The organism is Butyricicoccus sp. OF27-2pH9A, assembly GCF_027693185.1.
In the GTDB taxonomy this organism is placed as follows: Bacteria; Bacillota; Clostridia; order Oscillospirales; family Butyricicoccaceae; genus Agathobaculum; species Agathobaculum butyriciproducens.
The window spans coordinates 86,692-103,520 of sequence record NZ_JAQEXK010000012.1 but is presented as its reverse complement, the minus strand read 5'-3'; the positions used below and the strand labels follow the sequence as shown (position 1 = coordinate 103,520).

Sequence of the window (16,829 nt, the reverse complement as noted above, 5' to 3'; positions counted from 1 at the left end):
AACGCCAGTACCAGTGCAAGAACCTTTTTGAGATTGCAGTACAGAGAATCTAAAACTGTATTGTATGCAATAAAAAACGAAAAATAACAAAAATATGAACTTTTAAAGAGAATTAGGAATACATCGAATAAGTAAAAAATGAAAATAAAATGCGAGGAAACCATAGGGAGGGGCTGTCATGCAACAGCCCCTCCCTATGGTTAATAGTAAAGCAAAAAAGAGAGATAGAAGAGAGAATTCACTGCCAGTTGAGGTAGGTCTTGGCGTTATCCTTGGTAACGACATCACAGCCGGTATCTACTTCCTTATCGACCGTTTCGCCTGCCTCGTATTTTTCAATCGCGTCAACGACCATTTTTCCCATAGTCGCAGGCTTCTGTGCAATTGTTGCGTCGATTTCACCATCGATGATTGCTTGCGCAGCATCAGGCTGACCGTCAAAACCACAAATTTTGATCTGATCGCGCAGACCTGCTGCGGCAACTGCCTGACCTGCACCAATTGCCATATTATCATTGGCACAGAAGATAACCTTTAGATCGGGATAAGCGGCAAGAAAGTTTTCAGTGACCTCCATAGCCTTGGAAATTTCGCAGTTTGCGTAATCGGAAGCAACGATTTCGATTTTCGGATACTTGTCGGTGATTACCTCAGAGAATCCCTTTACACGCTTGGTGGTAGCATCGTTGCCGGAATTACCGTCCAGAATAACACATTTTCCGGAATCAACATTTTCGCCGACCCATTCACCGGCGAGTTGACCACCTGCATAGTTGTCTGTGCCGATAAATGTCACATATGGTCCGCCGTCTGCGCCGGAATCTACGAGAAAGACGGGGATTCCCTTGGCGTCTGCCTGTTCAATTACATCGACAATGGCAGTAGACGAGCAAGCTGAGGTGACAATCGCGGAAACACCCTGCTCGATATAGGTTTCAATCAAACTGATCTGCTTATCAACATCGGTTTCAGCGTCCGGTCCGGAGACGAGTACTTCGTAACCGGCGGCTTCACCGGCCTGCTTGATGGCTTCGCCATAGGTGACGTGGAAGGGGTTATTCATGGTTTTAGTAACAACAGCAATCGTACCCTTTGCATTGGTGGAAGTGGACGAGCTGCTGCTCTGAGCAGTATCGTCGGTATCCGGAGTGGTGGATTGGTTGCCGCATGCGGCCATGGCAGAGCACAATATAGTGGTAGATAACATTGTTGCTAAAAATTTTTTCATCTCGGATTCCCTCCATTTTTGTGTAAGTTATTTGTTTGCTGCAATTCGAGTACGGATTACATCTAAAGAAACAGCTGCGATGATAATGACGCCAACGACTAGTGTGGTAAAATAACTGCCTACGCCGAGCTGTACCAGACCATTGCGGATAACAGTTACAATAACTGCACCGATTACGGTACCAAAGATACCGCCTTCACCACCGGCGATGCTGGTACCACCGATAACAGTAGCTGCAACAGCTTCCATCTCATAACTCTGACCGGCTGTCGGCTGTGCTGCAGTCAAGCGGGCGAGATATACGATTGAGGCCAGTGCAATGGCAATACCGGAAAGTACGAATACTTGGATAGTGGTTCGTTCAACATTTACACCGGATAGCCGTGCAGTTTCGGCATTGGAACCAACGGCGAAGATGTAACGGCCAGTCGCAGTATGTGCAAGAAAAACATAGGCGGCAACTGCGATAATAATGAATACATAAACGGGAACAGGAATTCCGGCAATAAAGCCTTGTCCGATAAAAGAAAATGAAGCATTTTTGACAGAAATCTGTTCAGAATTAGTGATCCAAAGCGTAATAGCGCGTACAATATACATTGATCCGAGTGTCATGATGAACGCCGGTATTTTCACATAAGCAACGATCAAACCATTGATCAATCCGACCAACAAACCGGTTGCCAGAGCGACGATGATACATAGTGGAATATTACCGGTAGCATTCAGAGTCAGACCACTGGTTACGCAGCACAATGCCAACAGAGAGCCTTGAGAAAGATCAATTCCGCCGGTCAATACAACGAAAGTCATGCCGATACCCATGATAACGTATACGGCGGACTGGCGGAGAATCTGCATCAGATTGTTCGTGCTCCAGAAGGTACTGGTCGTCACAGCGAAGAATACAAGAAGCAAAGCCAGCGGCAGCAGGGAACCAATGCCATTTACACGCTTGATTTTATTCCAGGCTTTTTTGATCTGTTCCATTTACTGCCCTCCTAACGCGTAGTGCATGATGGATTCCTGTGTGGCCTGGGCCCGGTCTAGTGTACCGGTCAGGCGTCCTTCATGGAATACGGCGATCCGATCACATACACCGAGTATTTCGGGCAGCTCGGACGAGATCACAACGACCGCATTCCCTTCGGAAACCAGCATATTGATGATTTTATACATTTCACTCTTGGCACCAACGTCGATTCCTCGGGTCGGTTCATCGAAAAAGTATATTTTGGATTCGGCACAGAGCCATTTTGCAAATACGACCTTTTGTTGATTGCCGCCGGATAGATACTTGATCTGACGCTCCAGAGAAGGTGCTTTGATAGAAAGCATATCACGATACTGCGCAACATCCTGATATTCCTTACGCTCATTCAGGAATGGACCGCATTTATATTTGTGTAGGCTAGCAAAGACCAAATTCCATGCGATAGATTTGGTTAGAATCAAACCTTCTTCCTTGCGGTTTTCGGGTAGCAAACTGATTCCGTTGCGGATTGCATCATGCGGACTGCGAATCCTGACTTCTTTACCATCAATAAAAATACGTCCTACGGATTTTTTGAGTGCACCAAATACGGCTTTGGCTGTTGTAGTGCGTCCTGCACCGACCAAACCGGAAAATCCAAGAACTTCACCGCGACGTACCTGAAAAGAAACGTCCTCAATTAAGCCTTTAACGCTCAATCCCTGCACATCAAGCAATACATCACCGATATGGGATTCGCGGGCTGGATATTGTTCCTCGAGACTGCGGCCGACGATCAGTTTGATGATCTGTTCCATATCCATGCTTTTTACGTCGTCGATGGAAGCGACGAATTTACCATCGCGGAGTACGGTGCCACTGTTGCCGATTCGTTTAATCTCCTCCATGCGATGAGAAATATAGATAAAGGTGATTCCTTTTTTCTGCATGCGCAGGATGATTTCAAACAGATTGTCAATTTCGTGATCGGAAAGGGAAGATGTAGGCTCATCCAGAATAACGATCTGCGGGTCCTGTGAGAACATTTTTACAATCTCGACGATCTGCTGCTGTGCTACGGAAAGCCGTTTGACCTGTGCATGCGGATCGAGTTCGACTCCAAGTTCTTTTCCCCAGCGGACACATTCACTGTACATACGGTTCCAGTCGATCAAACCGGCGTGATTTTTGATTTCACGCGTCAGGAATACATTTTCTGCAACCGTCATGTGAGGGATCAGACTATTTTCTTGAAATACTGTGCCGATGCGAAGCTGCTGTGCCTGGTGAATATCACCGACCTCAACTTTTTTGCCACGCAGATAAACACTGCCCGACTCGGCATGATAGACACCGGTGAGAATCTTCATCAGAGTGGATTTTCCAGCACCGTTTTCGCCCAGCAGACAATGTACTTCGCCTTCTTGAATGCTGAAGGATACATCATCCAGAGCACGGATACCGGGAAATGTTTTTGTTACATGTTCGAAACGGACGATGGGTTCCGGCCGCAATGCTTCCGCCATGCTTTTCACCACCTTCTTGTCCACGTTCGGGTATGAGATCATTTTCACATACCCGAATGATCATTGCTTTACCAGGCTTCGATAACGACCTTCATGCTTTCGTCTGTCTGGCTGATACGGATTGCTTCGTCATAATCGTCCAGCTTGAATTTATGGCTGATAAATTTCGCCCATGGGAAATTGTTCTGATGACGAAGCATCATTTCCATGGTTGGACGATAGCCGGTAGCAGCATGATTATTCATGCCGATGATACGGATGTTTTTACCGGTTACTTCTGCCATGTTGACTGGGATACCACCCATATCTACATACATACCGACTTCGAGGAATACACCGCACTTGCGTGTCATTTGCAGTCCTTCTGGTACAACAGAAGGAACACCGGAACACTCACATACGACATTGGCACCCAAGCCATGTGTTGCCTCTTTGACCATCTGTACGCGTTCCTTGGCAGCAGTATTACGAACATTCAATACGATATCGGCACCAAATTCCTTAGCCAGGTTCAGCTTGTAGTCTGAAATATCGGTTGCGATGATCGTGCCTGCACCGAGCATGCGCGCCTTGATGATATGTGCCAAACCAAGCGGACCGCTGCCTAAAACAACTACAGAACCACCAAATTCAAAGCCTTCTCCATCGAAAGCAAACATTTCTTTTGCTTTATCGAGCGAGTAGGTAACACACATCAGTTCAGTGAGCACAGCAAGGTCATCGGGCAATTCATCCGGAACCTTATACAGATAGGCTTTAGGCGGGATGAACATATATTCGGCATTTGCACCGAATAGGCTGGGTTTACGTGTGATGGACATCGTGTTGCCGAAGCATTCGCGAGAAGGATCTTCACACCACGGGTACCACGGTGCAGTGCGGCAATAGTAGCATTCGCCGCAGACAATATCGGGGCAGAAAGTAATGCGATCACCAGGATGCAGTTCTTCACCATAAAAGTCCTTTCGGATTGTACCGGGAGATACGGCATCCAGAATGCCGACTGCTTCGTGTCCCATGATGTAGGGATACGCTACGTTAAATTCTGTATCGCTACCGCTGTTTTGCCTTGTTTCGCCGCGATAGGAATGCTTGTCTGTGCCGCAGATGCCGCATTGCGTCACCTTGAGGACGGAACCCTGATATTGCTCAAGATCAGGATAGGGAAAATGCTGAATGGAAATCTTACCGGGACCTTCGATAACCGCTGCTTTTACCTGTTTTTGCATATCTATCATCAACTCCTTTAAAATATTTTAAAATAATCTAAATTTATTTTGTGATTTTATTAAATCATACTGTGGTATATTTGTCAATATGACGTAATATACGAAATAGAACACAAGATATTAGTGGAAAATCCTAAGTGATATGTGAAGGGTGTAATAAAAATAACTAAAATTATTTAAAATCTGTCGATTGAAATTTATTGCATTCTTACACGCGATATTGTATGATAAAGATAGAAATCAGGAGGTATAACCGAATGAAGCTAAAGGAGATTGCTGAACTGGCTGGTGTTTCCCCGGCAACAGTGTCGTTGGTCTTAAATAATCGTTCTGGTGTAAGTGATAGCACACGGGCCTGTGTAGAAGAATTGCTTTTGTCACACGGATATGCGGTGCGTGGCAAAGAAGATATACGATATGACAAAAGAAATATTCTATTTATTCGATTTCGTGGTTCCGGTCATTTATTTGAAGCCGTAGATGATTTTTATGAACGGATTTTTGATGGTGCAGATGCGTCTGCAAAACTTCTGGGTTATACCATTACGGTGACTAATATTAATCTGGAAGGTCTGCCGCAGTTGTTAAAGGATGCTGAACTGCAAAATACTGATGGAATCATTTTCTTTGCGTCGGAATTTGAGCCTGTTCATGCTGAAATGCTGACCGAAACTTCGCTGCCGCTGGTTGTTGTGGATTCACGGCTGTTGGAACAGCCAATCAATTCGGTCACAGTGGAAAGTATGTGCAGCGTCTATCAGGCACTCAAGTATTTGTATGATCTGGGGCATCGCAGAATTGGATTTTTGACTGCAGATGAAGCAACTGGTGCGCTTCCGGAACGTCAGAATGCATTTTATCTGTGTCAAAAACGGTTGGGATTGGAGCTGCGTCCGCAGGATATTGTTACGGTACCGATTTTTGTGGAGCCTGCGCGTCAGGTTTTTCAGCGATATTTGGATAGCACGCATGATTTTCCAACCGCATTTTTTGCGTACAATGACATCATTGCAGCAGGTGCACTAAAGGCATTAGCTGCTTCGCCGTTGCGTGTGCCGGAGGATATCTCTATCGTGGGATTTGATGATTCGCTGGTATGTACGCTGATCTCTCCGTCGCTGACAACCATGCGGATACAAAAGAAACGAATCGGTGAACTGGCGGTTCATCGGCTGCATGAGATTATCAATGGAGATAAGACGGCACAGGTCACACTGGTCAATGCAGAGTTGGTGGTGCGAGAGACTACTGCTCCGCCGAAAAGATAATAGGCAATAAAAATACCCCGATACACTATGTGCATCGGGGTATTCTGTAGCTTACAGTTATTTCACAGCCTGAAACGCCCGTTCCACCGTTACAACAGCCTGCTCCTGCGTATACCCATCCTTCGGACGGAACCGGTTATTCTCCTTGCCCTGCATAATACCGATCTCGCGCATCGCGTACACGCTGCTGCGTGCCCAATCGCCAAGCTGGGCATCATCGGCGTATGGTTTATCGTTTGCAGCACTGGCCTTGCCGCCGAGCGTGGTATACAGCCGATCAAGCATCGCTGCGGCCTCCTGACGGGTGATGGACTGGTACGGTCGGAATGTTCCGTCATCATAGCCGGTTACAATACCGAGCGCCGCTGCCAGACAGACACTCTCGTTCTCGCAATCGGAAAAGGCCGCTGCCGGAGCCGCGGAGGCATTCGGCTGCACCTTTTGATACAGCTTGACCGCCAGTCTGCAGAAATCCACGCGCGTGATATTCAGCCTGGGATAATAGAAAGAAAGCGAAATATCATGTTCCCGAGCGGCTTCCAGTTCCGCCTTGGCCCAGCTGCTTTCCTGCGAAGCGTTAGCCGGAAGCCGGATTTCACCGCTTTTGCCGTCCAGCTGGTACAGCGCGGTGCCGCGCTTGCCGATGTAGCGGCTGTCCGTCCAGCTGAGCTCGTCGAAGCCGTTCCTGCCGACAAACTGGCCGGTTTTGTCAATCAAACCGTACGTTCCGTTGCCGATTGCTCCTTTTCGGGAACCAATCCACAAAGTACTGCCGGTCTGAATTGGCATCAAGCCATTCGTAAAATGCGGCGTGGATGCAGCACCGCAAGCGCCGTCGATATCATCGCGGATAACCTTCATGTTTTCGTTGAGCAGCACAAGTGTCGGAATATCATACTGCTCGGCAGGCTGCTGTACTGCAGCCGTCAGCGGACGTTTCGCATAGACACCGATGAAGAAACAGTCATCGCCTGCCATGCTGAAATAGGTGCCTTTGACCGGCGTCTGAATCGGTGTGACCGTTCCGTTCGCATCGGCATAATAGAACGAAGAAGCCTGGTTTTCATAACGAGTCAGCAGAAATCTGCCGTCTGACAGCACATCGATTGTGGTATATTCTGCGGGAACGATCATTTTTCCGGTTTTCAAATCGGCAATACCGTACAAGCTGTCGGCAGAAATTCTGTACAGATTTTTTTTCGGCACGAGCGCATACGCTGCTATGCGGGATTGGCCGCTGTCTGCGGAAAGATAATCTGCGGAAGTATCTGCCTGCCGCTGCTGCTGCAACTGTGTTAAAGCAGTGCTTGGTATCGATACCGCACCGGCTCCCGCCGCCATGCTGCCCGCGATCAGCGCGGCTGCACATAAATAACGCCATCGTTTTATAAAAAATACCTCCTGCCTGTGAAGTCCTTCGCTTACTATAACCATTAGACGAGGAAAAGTGTGACAAAGTTCTCTCCAAAAATTTATTTTCATGTCACAGTTGACAGTGCAGAATGGTTATATATTATTATATTATATATGGTATAGAATTCATCTGGCAAGGGGATAGGGAACATGAAAAAACGAATGGTTTTGCTGTCTGTACTCGTGCTGTGCGGCTGTATGCTGATTGGCGCCGGAGCCGCAGATGCCGCATCGCAAACATAGCTTACGCGGCAGGCGATCACGCATTTTCAACAAAGCCCACCAGAAGAGGATACCAGTTATCCGGGATACCCGACATGGAAAACTTGGCAAATTGACAGCTGCGAGGTTTTTCCGTGTCGACTGATCGAGGAAAAGGACATCTGGGAGCTGATATTTACCCCGAGTGACGATAGCAGCCGATGGATCTGTGCGGTCGATCTGTCCACAGGAAAGATCATCACACCGCTGTTCAACGGCAGCATGTGGAAAGCTGCGAATGATCAGCTGCTGCTGGAGACCGGCGGCAGGTATCAGCTGTGTGACCTGAACGGCAGCTTGACCGATGTATCCATTCCTCATACCGGTCATGTACTGGCAGTCGATGATCAAGGATATGTCCTTTGCCAGTACCCGGTCCCCAGAACTGTGCGGACCGATAGCGGCACGATGAATGACACATTTTATCAGTACACGCTGCTGGGACCGGATTTTACCGTCCTGCAGGACGGCATCGACCAGTATTACAACGTTGGTCAGTATGATTACTCTTATGATAGCGAACTGTTTTATAACGATCTCGCCGCTGTCCGTGTCGGTGCGTCCGACTGGTATCTGCCGGACGGTGGACCGTGGCCGCGGCTGTATTTCAACAGTAAATATATGTTCATCGACCGCAGCGGCAAGATCGTCAGCAACGCGCGCTATGATGAAGTATCGAACGAAAACGATCGCTGGTTTGGTTGTCACGGTACGACCGAGTATCTGTTGGACAGCAACGGAAATGAGCGCGAATAGGCGAATTACTGCTATGTTTCCAGCACTTGGGCTGAAAATATAGTCGAACAAGCGGAGAAAGACGGACTCCGACTGTCCTATCATACACCATACCGCCTGAATATCCACCGCGATGAATTCTGCAAGCTGGCTTGGCAAACCATTCAGACGGTAAACCCAAACATCAATCTGCCTGAACTGGCACAGCCGTTCTCCGACTGCGATGAAGACATAGTACGTCAGATCGAGGCACTCGGTATTGTCACCGGCTATGAGGACGGCACCTTCCAGCCTACGCGCGAGCTTTTGCATTAGGAGGCAGCAGTGATTCTGCACCGACTGTACAACGTGCTGTACGGCATGGTTTCGAGCGGAAATTCTGCGAAAATCTACGCCGACAACGGCAGTACCGGCTTTTGGGCGGAGGATTCGGTTTACGCGATGCAGCAGGGCGGCATCCTGCAGGGCAAGAGCGGCAGCAAATTCTGCCCGAAGGATGGCTGCACCATCGAGCAGGCGCTCGTCACCATGCTGCGCATGACGCAGAGACGTAATCAGGGAGGAAAATCATGCGTATTGTGAAAAAATACTGGCTGCCGCTGCTGGCGCTTGTGCTTGCGATTGGACTGGCGGCCTGGCGAATCGGCTATCTGGAGCGGACGAACACGTCGCTCAGCATAGAAATCGGCAGCAGGGAAGCCCTGCAAAACGGAGAGCCGATCACGCTGGAGAATCCGGTTATTCTGTACAAAAACGAGCCATATATCCCACTTTACGAGGTTGTAGAGCACCTTGGCGGTACGACAGACGGCAAAACCTACACACTGCACGGTGCTGAGACCGCTGTCTCCGGCGTGGAACGAAATGGTGTACTGTACACACCGTTTTCGTACCTGTGGGACAGTCATATTCCGCAGATACGGTGGGATAAGAGCCGCAACCGCGTTATCATCACCGAGGCACCGGATGAAATTCCACTGACCCGCCGGTGGCTGTTCTGGCGGCACAAAACTGTGCGCGGACTGCGTGTCGGAGACAGCGAAGCACGGTTCCTCGATCTGTACGGCTCACTTGACGCACGGGACGAAATGATGATTGACTTGCTGCATGTCACCATCGAAAACGGTGTCGTCACCGAGATTTCCATGGGACGTTATGAGTAAGCAAAAAGGACTTCGTAAAAACGAAGTCCTTTTTGGTATGGCTGGTTATTTGATGATTTGATACATGCGCTCGATGGTCACAATGGACTGCTCTGCGGTGTAGCCGTCGGTTGGGCAGAACCGATTATTTTCCTTGCCCTGCATGATGCCGATCTGGCGCATGGCGTAAACGCTGCCGCGTGCCCAGTCCCCAAGCTGTGCATCATCGGCGTAGGCAGGGTCGGCAATCAACTCGGTCTGGCCGCCGAGTGCTGCGTACAGGCGGTCGAGCATGGTGGCCGCCTCCTGACGGGAGATGGTCTTGTACGGACGGAAGGTGCCGTCCTCGTAGCCGGTGACAATGCCGAGTGCGGCGGCATTGTTCACGTTCGGGTCGTCACTGCAGTCGGCGAACTTGGTTTCCAGAGCCGGAATCTCCTTGTTGGGATAAATCTTGTTGTACAGGTTCATCGCCAGCATGGTGAAGTTTTCGCGGGTAATGTCCAGCCTGGGGTAGGAGAATGACTCGGTGAGACCGTGCTCTTCTGCGGCAGCTACTTCGGTCTTGGCCCAGCTGCTGTACTCCTTGACGTTTGCGGGCAGCAGGGTTTCGCCGCCCTTGCCATCCAGCAGATAAGATTTTGTGCCTCTGCTGCGTGTGCCGATAAAGTGCTGATCGTACCAGAAAATCTGGTTGAAGTCATGCTTGCCGACAAATTTTCCGGTTTTCGGGTCAAACAGACCGCAGGTGCCGTTGCCGTCCGCGCCTGCCTTGCCAACACGTTCCCACTTAGTGCTTCCAGTCTTGGCGATGAAGAAATCAGCGTACCAGTCCGGTACCATGTCGATGTCGTCGAGAATGATGTTCATGTCTTTGTCGGCCAGAGCAAAGAAGGTGACATCTTCAATCAGTGTAGCCGGACCATCGGCAGAATGCGAATCATATACTGGCTTTTTCACATTTTTGTAGAGTATGAACACATTGCTGTTCGGCTCATACGTTGCAAGCTCATAACCGGACGGCAGCTTCATCGGCGTCAGCTTGCCGGTTTCATCGGCGAACCAGTAGCTGGGGTGATGATCCGCATCGTACTGGCTAACCAGTGTTTCCGTGCCGCCAAGCGGAATATAATAATCGTACTCCACCGGAACGACCAGCTTTCCAGTCGTTTTGTCCAGAATACCATACTTGTGTGTGCTGTCAGCTGTTAGGTTAACCAAATACTGTTTCGCGTTGAGGTTCGAGAGGATAATCTCACAGTTTTCACCGGTAAAGCCGAGTGTTTTCAACTGACCGTAATCCTTGATCTCCTGCTGTACTGTGGTCATGGCCGACTGCAGCGCATCCTTTGCCGAACTGGGCAGTTCCGTCGCCTGTGCCGAGAACAGCAATGCACCGCTTACCACAACACCGAGTAACGCCTTCTGAAACCGTTTCATATTTTTCCTCCTTTTCACTGTTAATGCTTATACTCTCTATCCTGTATATGACAATAACAAATGCCATCGACAGCACGGCCGCTGCTGCGGTGGGGGAATTGCCATATATTAGCTTAGACGTTTGTTCCGTATGGTTTGTTCCGCATGTTTCAAAAATTTTTTCTCTGACATCGAATTGGTACGTCAAATGCATAGCCGGAACGGCATAAAAAGCGTATCGTATGCTCATTTCTGCACAGGAGAACTATTATATTTATTGTATCGCTTTTTCTGAAAAACCGCAATAGGAAAGCAGCAGAGGCGGGATTGAAAAAACCTCAAACCGGCGGCGCACATGGTTTGACAGACCGAATCCATTCTGGTATAATATTTACACGCCGCCATGGCGGAACTGGTAGACGCAGGGGACTTAAAATCCCCCGGCCTTAAAACCGTGCCGGTTCGATTCCGGCTGGCGGCACCAAGAAACACCCGCATTTCTTAGGATTTGCGGGTGTTTTTATAACTTTTTTCGTTTTGAAATATTTGTAAAAATTGCGTTTGGTGCTTATTTGGTGCTTATGAATCTCAAAAATAATGGTGCTCCCGTTTGTGGAAACACTTTTCAAATGTTTGCTATTGCTGTTTGTTCTCCTAAGTAAGAGAGATATATATGAATAAGAAACTCGTCCATTTCTTATTGTGTACAGTGATTACACTTATTTATTCTTCAAGTGAAGTTTTCAAGCCGTCCGATAAGGGCGGCTTTTTTTTATATCATCAAAGCCCTTGGTTAAGCTTAACTGCGTGCAATTAAAATGTGAACAAATTGTAAACTAATTTGGATAGAGCGCTACATCTTTTCGACAATAGGTATGTATATCCATATATGAGTGAACCGCATAAAAGATAGTAACAACCTGATTTGGGGCCTCTGCCTCCGCGTGTGGCACACCCCGCGCCCTGCGTCAAGACCACAAAAATTTGCACCGCATGAACGAAATATGCGGAGTAATTTTTTGTGCGAGTGGCTCTGCGAGCCAGTCTTGACCCAGAACCCGGCGTGTCTGCAAGCGAAATTAAGCCGTTCTCGGAACGAGAACGGCGAGGCCCGAAAAGAAATTATGGAGGTGCTTTTTTGAAACAGACAATTAAAACAAGCCGAACGGCAGGATACCTTGAAAAGATGTTCCGCTCACTTAATGACCATTACTTTAATGGTGAAGTTGAAGAACCGATTATCACAATTCAGTCTACCCCGAAAGCATATGGTCATGTTACTGTGTCAAAGACTTGGCACAAAAATAACGGTGAATGGCGGCACGAACTTAACATTGACGCGGGCACGCTTGACCGCCCTATTGAGGACGTGACCGCTACTCTGCTCCATGAGATGGTACACCTTTACCACCTGCAAAACAATGTGAAAGATTGCAGTCGCGGAGGCACTTATCATAACAAGCGATTTAAATTGACTGCCGAAATATGTGACCTGCAAATTGACTTTGACCCAAGGATTGGCTGGTCAATCACTTCTCCGACCGAGGCGTTGGTTGATTTCATCGTTACTCAGGGATGGGAAGACATCCGCATGGGCCGCATGGACGGTTATATCTCTGGCAGACCGGGACGCGGGACGAGCTCTGGAACGACCGAGCCGCCCAAGCCCAAGAAGACGAGCAGCACTCGCAAATATATCTGTCCCCATTGCAAAATGTCAGTACGCGCGACTCGGGAGGTCAACATCTTGTGCGGCGATTGCTTGCTGAGGATGGAGCCGGTTGAATAAAGGAAAATTGAAAGTGCACTTTCAGGAATGATATTGAAGGTGCACTTTCAAAAATATGTGAAGATTTTAATTAGATTTGTGCGTCCCAATCGACTGCAGCTTCGTCAAACCAATAAGCCTGGAACAGCGTACCGTTATTAGTGATAAAACGGCCTCGAGCGTCGGAAGGAATTTCATCCGCAGCACTTGTATTATCAAGGATAATCATTGACAGCACATTGTCTGCACGACCGCAAATTCGATATGAGATGTTGTTTTTAATCTGGCCGCAAATGATGTTGGAATCTGGGCGCTGGGTAGCTAAAATCAAGTGAATACCAAATGCGCGGCCTAAGCGGGCAATAGTTGCAATGCGGCTCTCGATTTGCGCCACTACTTCTTTTTCCGTTTTGCTAAGGCCGGTTTTATCAAGCACTTCTGCGATTTCATCGGCGGCAAACACAATTCTGTCAAGTGGCTCGGCATCATTATGAGTGTAGATCGGATTGATATTGTAATCAAAGATATTGTTGCAATTATTTTTGCTTGCAAAAAGCGCTTTACGACGGTTGAGTTCGATAATTAACCCATCAAGATAGGATAAAAGTTCAGAACGTTCCAAAATCATGCGGCACTTGGGATGCTGTTTCCAACAATCAGAAAAATCCACGCCGCCTTTAAAATCGGCTATTGTAACCCTCACGTTTTGTTTTTTAAGAAGCTGCATAAGGATTAAGCGCAAAAGAACGGTTTTGCCGGAGCCGGTTGAACCGCCGATAAGAATATGCGGTGTAACGTTAAGGTCAACGGTGACTTGTTCCAGTAGACTTTCACCCAAAACGATTTTACAAATGGGAATTTGCGTATCTAACATTGTATTTTTCCAAATAATCTTATCACTTAGACCTTGTTCGAGCGGCACAGTATAGAGGCGTATGCCCTGTTTCCCGTCGATTTCCTCGATTTTTGCAATATTCCGATTTAGAGCCGTTTCGATGGCGGTTTTTTTTTCCTCCCAGATGGATTTTTCAATGCTGCAAGAGATAAAATCTAAACAAAAAACTTGTCGAGAAGTCGATTTTTTATAAAATGGATATTCTCGCAGCAAAAGCGGAATTTCACCCGCAGAATTGGTTAAGCCTATCCGCGAAAAGTTATTATGGATGCGGTATGCAACCGGGGGAGTTCCGCAATACAGAATATAACAAAGCACAGCAATCAGCGTGATAACAGCCATCAGAAAATACATAGCGATTTTCAGAATGTCACCGATTGCATTACTATCAAAGGCGTGCCGCACAAGAATAGCCGACAGCAACACCAATGCCAAAATCAGCAGCAAGCGGTGTTGCTTGTGTGGATCATGCCTGATGTGTTTCATGCCCTCGCAAAGACGGCAAAATGTATATTTATAGGCGCTCTCGTTAATGAGTTCATTTTTCTTATTACTGTTCATGGTGTTCACCTTTTTTTCATCGAAAAGTGTAACGGATTTAATTTTTGTAACGCGCATGGTTACAAGAAAAGTGCTCAAATCCCCAGTGTTTTCAAGGCTTTTCGTGCCTGATGTAACCGTAACGAGGTGGCCGGTAACACTACCGGCCACCTCTATTTAAAACGAATGATGGGTGTTATCTTCTAACGATGCTCTTAACGAGGATATATCATTATAAAAATCACTGCTTACACATACAAACTTTCGTTTGTGGTCGGCATCGAAATAGCAATAGACAATTTCACTGATACGGCGGCGTAGTTGTTCATAAGTGTCAGTACCGCGTTTATGGTATGGGACAAGTTCCGCATAAAGCTGCTCAGGAGAATAGACACTCGTAATATAAACATCGCTCCATAATGCGAACGAGTTGGTATATCTTGCGGAAATTTGCTTTTTATAACCGTCTAACAGCGATAGAAGTTCGGAATATGAAATGCTATCGGGCTTTAATTCGTCGAGAAATAAAATTTCTTCAGCACAGTATTTATCAAAAGCACCATGCTTTAAATCGGAAACGAGATAGATATTATCCTCGCCCTTATCATTACATAAAGTAACGTAATGATATGTTTTGCCTGCTCCCGACTCGCCGCAAATCCAATGCACTGTGACTGGACGAATGGGCGGTGTTGACTTGAAACGCTGGTCGAAAAATGCATCGCGTATCATCCTATCATAGCGGCGAAAATTAAGGTTGGATGCCATAATGTCTGAGGGCGTGTAACCCTCTTTCAGCAGAGCCTCAATCTCGGCCAGATCACTACGATTTGCACTTCGGCCTTTAATCTCGCCAGCTTTCACTATGCATAAGACCTGCTCACCTTTTTCGTCAAATGGAGAGCGCTTGTGGATGTAGTCCTCGGCCTGTTTTTTCGTGCCTTTGGTGGCCTCAAAGTGCATACCACACGCATAGGTTTTTTTGATGACACTGAAACGCATAGCAACGGCGTCCTCGAGAACCATATGAATATGATGAAGACCGAGCGCCGAAATGCAATAGGCCCATGCGCCGGTTCGTGTCGTGCTGGTACCTACCCACTCGTCCCTTAGCTGCTCACAGATTTCTTGCGGTGTGCCGAAGTAACCATGTTCCTGTGGATTATTGAGCACAGCAAACCATGATTTGGTGACACTATTTCCCATATAACCCCTCCTTTTGTTGAAAATAAGGGCTGCATCCCGTGAGGGGCGCAGCCCGGATGCAATGGGGTTTAGTGAACAATCACCAAAACGGTTTCCTTGTCGAGAATATGACGAACAAAGTGCTCTACATCACTTACAATATCGTGCGATGTAGCCAACGGGACAGCAGAGTCCGCAGGGACGTAATCGTAGATGTGGCGGTCGCGAAACGGCACGGTGTCAATCAATACCATATGAACATGAGGAACGCCATCGTCTGACACGCAGAACATCCAGACACCAGAGCGCGACGGGCGCTCGGAAAGCCACTGGGCGCGAAGTTGTTCGCAAAGAACACACGGACAATCACTGTAACCATAGTTTTCGGGATTGTTGATGGTTACAATCCAAGCACGGGCAGCAACAGGATACTTTTTCAAAAAATCACCTCCTTTCGACAGGTTACGCATCTTTGGTGGGCTCGATGGCGGTGGCCTTGGCAGAGATGCGCGGCTTGCCATCAATGACAAAAGCCTTGATCTCTAAATCCGTCACGCGAACAGGGGTGTCCACGGGGATTTCGGGCGCGGTCGGCACGGTAACAAAAAAAGTGTCATAGCTCCGATCGACCATTGCGAGCTTGCAACGGTAGCCCTTAACCTTACTGGTGGCTTCGCCTTTTTCGTAGACATAGGCGGTCTTAGCCTCTAAAAAGCGAAAATGGTCGCCAACGGTCAGATAAGGATCAATCCTCAGTTGATTGAGCTTTAACATAGGGTGTTCCTCCTTATTCTTTCAAAAATTTATACATGACATTGCTGCTTTGAGTCCAATCTTCGTCGTAACCGGCAAAAACGAACTCATCGACCAGTGCATCCGCAAAGTTATCTGCGTGGACATATGCGACTGTCGCACCGCTTTCGGTCAGGAAAAGGTCGATTTCGTGAACAATCTCTTTGACTTGCTCAGGGGTCGTAACCTTATCACCGACTTCGATGCGGACGACTTCTGCAACTTCGTTGAAAATTGCGAAATACACGGTTGCCAGCAACAGGACATCCGCTTTGAACGCGATTTTATAGTGCAGGCCGCCTTGGATTTGAGTATGCATTATTTTTTCACCTCCTCCTACTATTTCGGGGGCTTTTGTTTACACATATATTGTAAATCAGCAAAAAACTTAGCGTGGAACTTCGGAAGTTCCTTTTTACGGACAAAAGAAAAGAGGCGACCAATGGCCGCCTCGT

The 16,829-nt window shown here is 47.6% G+C and carries 17 protein-coding genes and 1 tRNA gene; 7 read left to right on the top strand and 11 right to left on the bottom strand.

Going from position 1 to position 16,829, the window contains the following annotated elements; translation table 11 throughout:
• Positions 1-238: 238 nt before the first annotated feature.
• The 4 genes from PG722_RS10145 to PG722_RS10130 are packed head-to-tail and all read right to left on the bottom strand — an operon-like array spanning position 239 to position 4,956.
• Positions 239-1,228, bottom strand: coding sequence for a sugar ABC transporter substrate-binding protein (locus tag PG722_RS10145; RefSeq protein ID WP_270580470.1), 990 nt, complete (start codon positions 1,226-1,228; stop codon positions 239-241).
• Between the two features lie 27 nt (positions 1,229-1,255).
• The gene (locus PG722_RS10140) at positions 1,256-2,218 is read right to left on the bottom strand and encodes an ABC transporter permease (RefSeq protein ID WP_110435556.1); all 963 of its coding nucleotides are present in this window, start codon (positions 2,216-2,218) and stop codon (positions 1,256-1,258) included.
• Positions 2,219-3,751: a sugar ABC transporter ATP-binding protein gene (locus PG722_RS10135; RefSeq protein WP_270580469.1), complete on the bottom strand. Its 1,533-nt coding sequence runs from the start codon at positions 3,749-3,751 to the stop codon at positions 2,219-2,221.
• Between the two features lie 44 nt (positions 3,752-3,795).
• Entirely contained in the window at positions 3,796-4,956 is a 1,161-nt protein-coding gene (locus PG722_RS10130) for a zinc-dependent alcohol dehydrogenase (RefSeq protein ID WP_270385372.1), read from the bottom strand.
• A gap of 257 nt (positions 4,957-5,213) precedes the next feature.
• Here PG722_RS10130 and PG722_RS10125 point away from each other — a divergent pair, with 257 nt between their 5' ends.
• Positions 5,214-6,224, top strand: a complete 1,011-nt coding sequence (locus PG722_RS10125) for a LacI family DNA-binding transcriptional regulator (protein WP_158578080.1) — start codon at positions 5,214-5,216, stop codon at positions 6,222-6,224.
• A 57-nt stretch (positions 6,225-6,281) separates the two neighbouring features.
• On the opposite strand, the gene PG722_RS10120 is transcribed toward PG722_RS10125, so the two are convergent.
• The gene (locus PG722_RS10120) at positions 6,282-7,658 is read right to left on the bottom strand and encodes an S-layer homology domain-containing protein (protein ID WP_270580468.1); all 1,377 of its coding nucleotides are present in this window, start codon (positions 7,656-7,658) and stop codon (positions 6,282-6,284) included.
• Positions 7,659-8,120: 462 nt separating this feature from the next.
• Here PG722_RS10120 and PG722_RS10115 point away from each other — a divergent pair, with 462 nt between their 5' ends.
• From PG722_RS10115 to PG722_RS10105, 4 genes are read left to right on the top strand one after another with little or no spacing between them, the layout of a single operon-like run.
• On the top strand, positions 8,121-8,654 hold the full coding sequence (locus tag PG722_RS10115; RefSeq protein WP_270580467.1) for a WG repeat-containing protein: 534 nt from the start codon (positions 8,121-8,123) through the stop codon (positions 8,652-8,654).
• A gap of 39 nt (positions 8,655-8,693) precedes the next feature.
• On the top strand, positions 8,694-8,948 hold the full coding sequence (locus PG722_RS14230) for an S-layer homology domain-containing protein (protein WP_442867845.1): 255 nt from the start codon (positions 8,694-8,696) through the stop codon (positions 8,946-8,948).
• Between the two features lie 9 nt (positions 8,949-8,957).
• Entirely contained in the window at positions 8,958-9,215 is a 258-nt protein-coding gene (locus PG722_RS10110) for a hypothetical protein (RefSeq protein WP_270580466.1), read from the top strand.
• Positions 9,203-9,796, top strand: coding sequence for a stalk domain-containing protein (locus PG722_RS10105; RefSeq protein WP_270580465.1), 594 nt, complete (start codon positions 9,203-9,205; stop codon positions 9,794-9,796). Before PG722_RS10110 ends, PG722_RS10105 begins: the two co-directional genes overlap by 13 nt.
• A gap of 45 nt (positions 9,797-9,841) precedes the next feature.
• Here the strand turns inward: PG722_RS10105 and PG722_RS10100 are convergent, their stop codons facing one another.
• The gene (locus PG722_RS10100) at positions 9,842-11,215 is read right to left on the bottom strand and encodes an S-layer homology domain-containing protein (RefSeq protein ID WP_270580464.1); all 1,374 of its coding nucleotides are present in this window, start codon (positions 11,213-11,215) and stop codon (positions 9,842-9,844) included.
• A gap of 376 nt (positions 11,216-11,591) precedes the next feature.
• On the opposite strand from PG722_RS10100, the gene PG722_RS10095 reads away from it, so the two are divergent.
• Positions 11,592-11,678: transfer RNA gene (locus tag PG722_RS10095), tRNA-Leu, on the top strand.
• 654 nt (positions 11,679-12,332) lie between these two features.
• Complete coding sequence (locus PG722_RS10090) at positions 12,333-12,983, top strand: SprT-like domain-containing protein (RefSeq protein ID WP_270580463.1); 651 nt, start codon at positions 12,333-12,335, stop codon at positions 12,981-12,983.
• A 70-nt stretch (positions 12,984-13,053) separates the two neighbouring features.
• On the opposite strand, the gene PG722_RS10085 is transcribed toward PG722_RS10090, so the two are convergent.
• From PG722_RS10085 to PG722_RS10065, 5 genes are all read right to left on the bottom strand, one after another.
• Positions 13,054-14,418 (bottom strand): FtsK/SpoIIIE domain-containing protein, encoded by a 1,365-nt coding sequence (locus tag PG722_RS10085; protein WP_270580462.1) that lies wholly within the window; start codon positions 14,416-14,418, stop codon positions 13,054-13,056.
• 156 nt (positions 14,419-14,574) lie between these two features.
• Positions 14,575-15,603: a hypothetical protein gene (locus tag PG722_RS10080; RefSeq protein ID WP_270580461.1), complete on the bottom strand. Its 1,029-nt coding sequence runs from the start codon at positions 15,601-15,603 to the stop codon at positions 14,575-14,577.
• Positions 15,604-15,671: 68 nt separating this feature from the next.
• Complete coding sequence (locus PG722_RS10075) at positions 15,672-16,022, bottom strand: hypothetical protein (RefSeq protein ID WP_270580460.1); 351 nt, start codon at positions 16,020-16,022, stop codon at positions 15,672-15,674.
• 22 nt (positions 16,023-16,044) lie between these two features.
• Positions 16,045-16,356 (bottom strand): hypothetical protein, encoded by a 312-nt coding sequence (locus tag PG722_RS10070; RefSeq protein ID WP_270580459.1) that lies wholly within the window; start codon positions 16,354-16,356, stop codon positions 16,045-16,047.
• A gap of 13 nt (positions 16,357-16,369) precedes the next feature.
• Positions 16,370-16,693, bottom strand: a complete 324-nt coding sequence (locus PG722_RS10065; protein WP_270580458.1) for a hypothetical protein — start codon at positions 16,691-16,693, stop codon at positions 16,370-16,372.
• Positions 16,694-16,829: the final 136 nt, after the last annotated feature.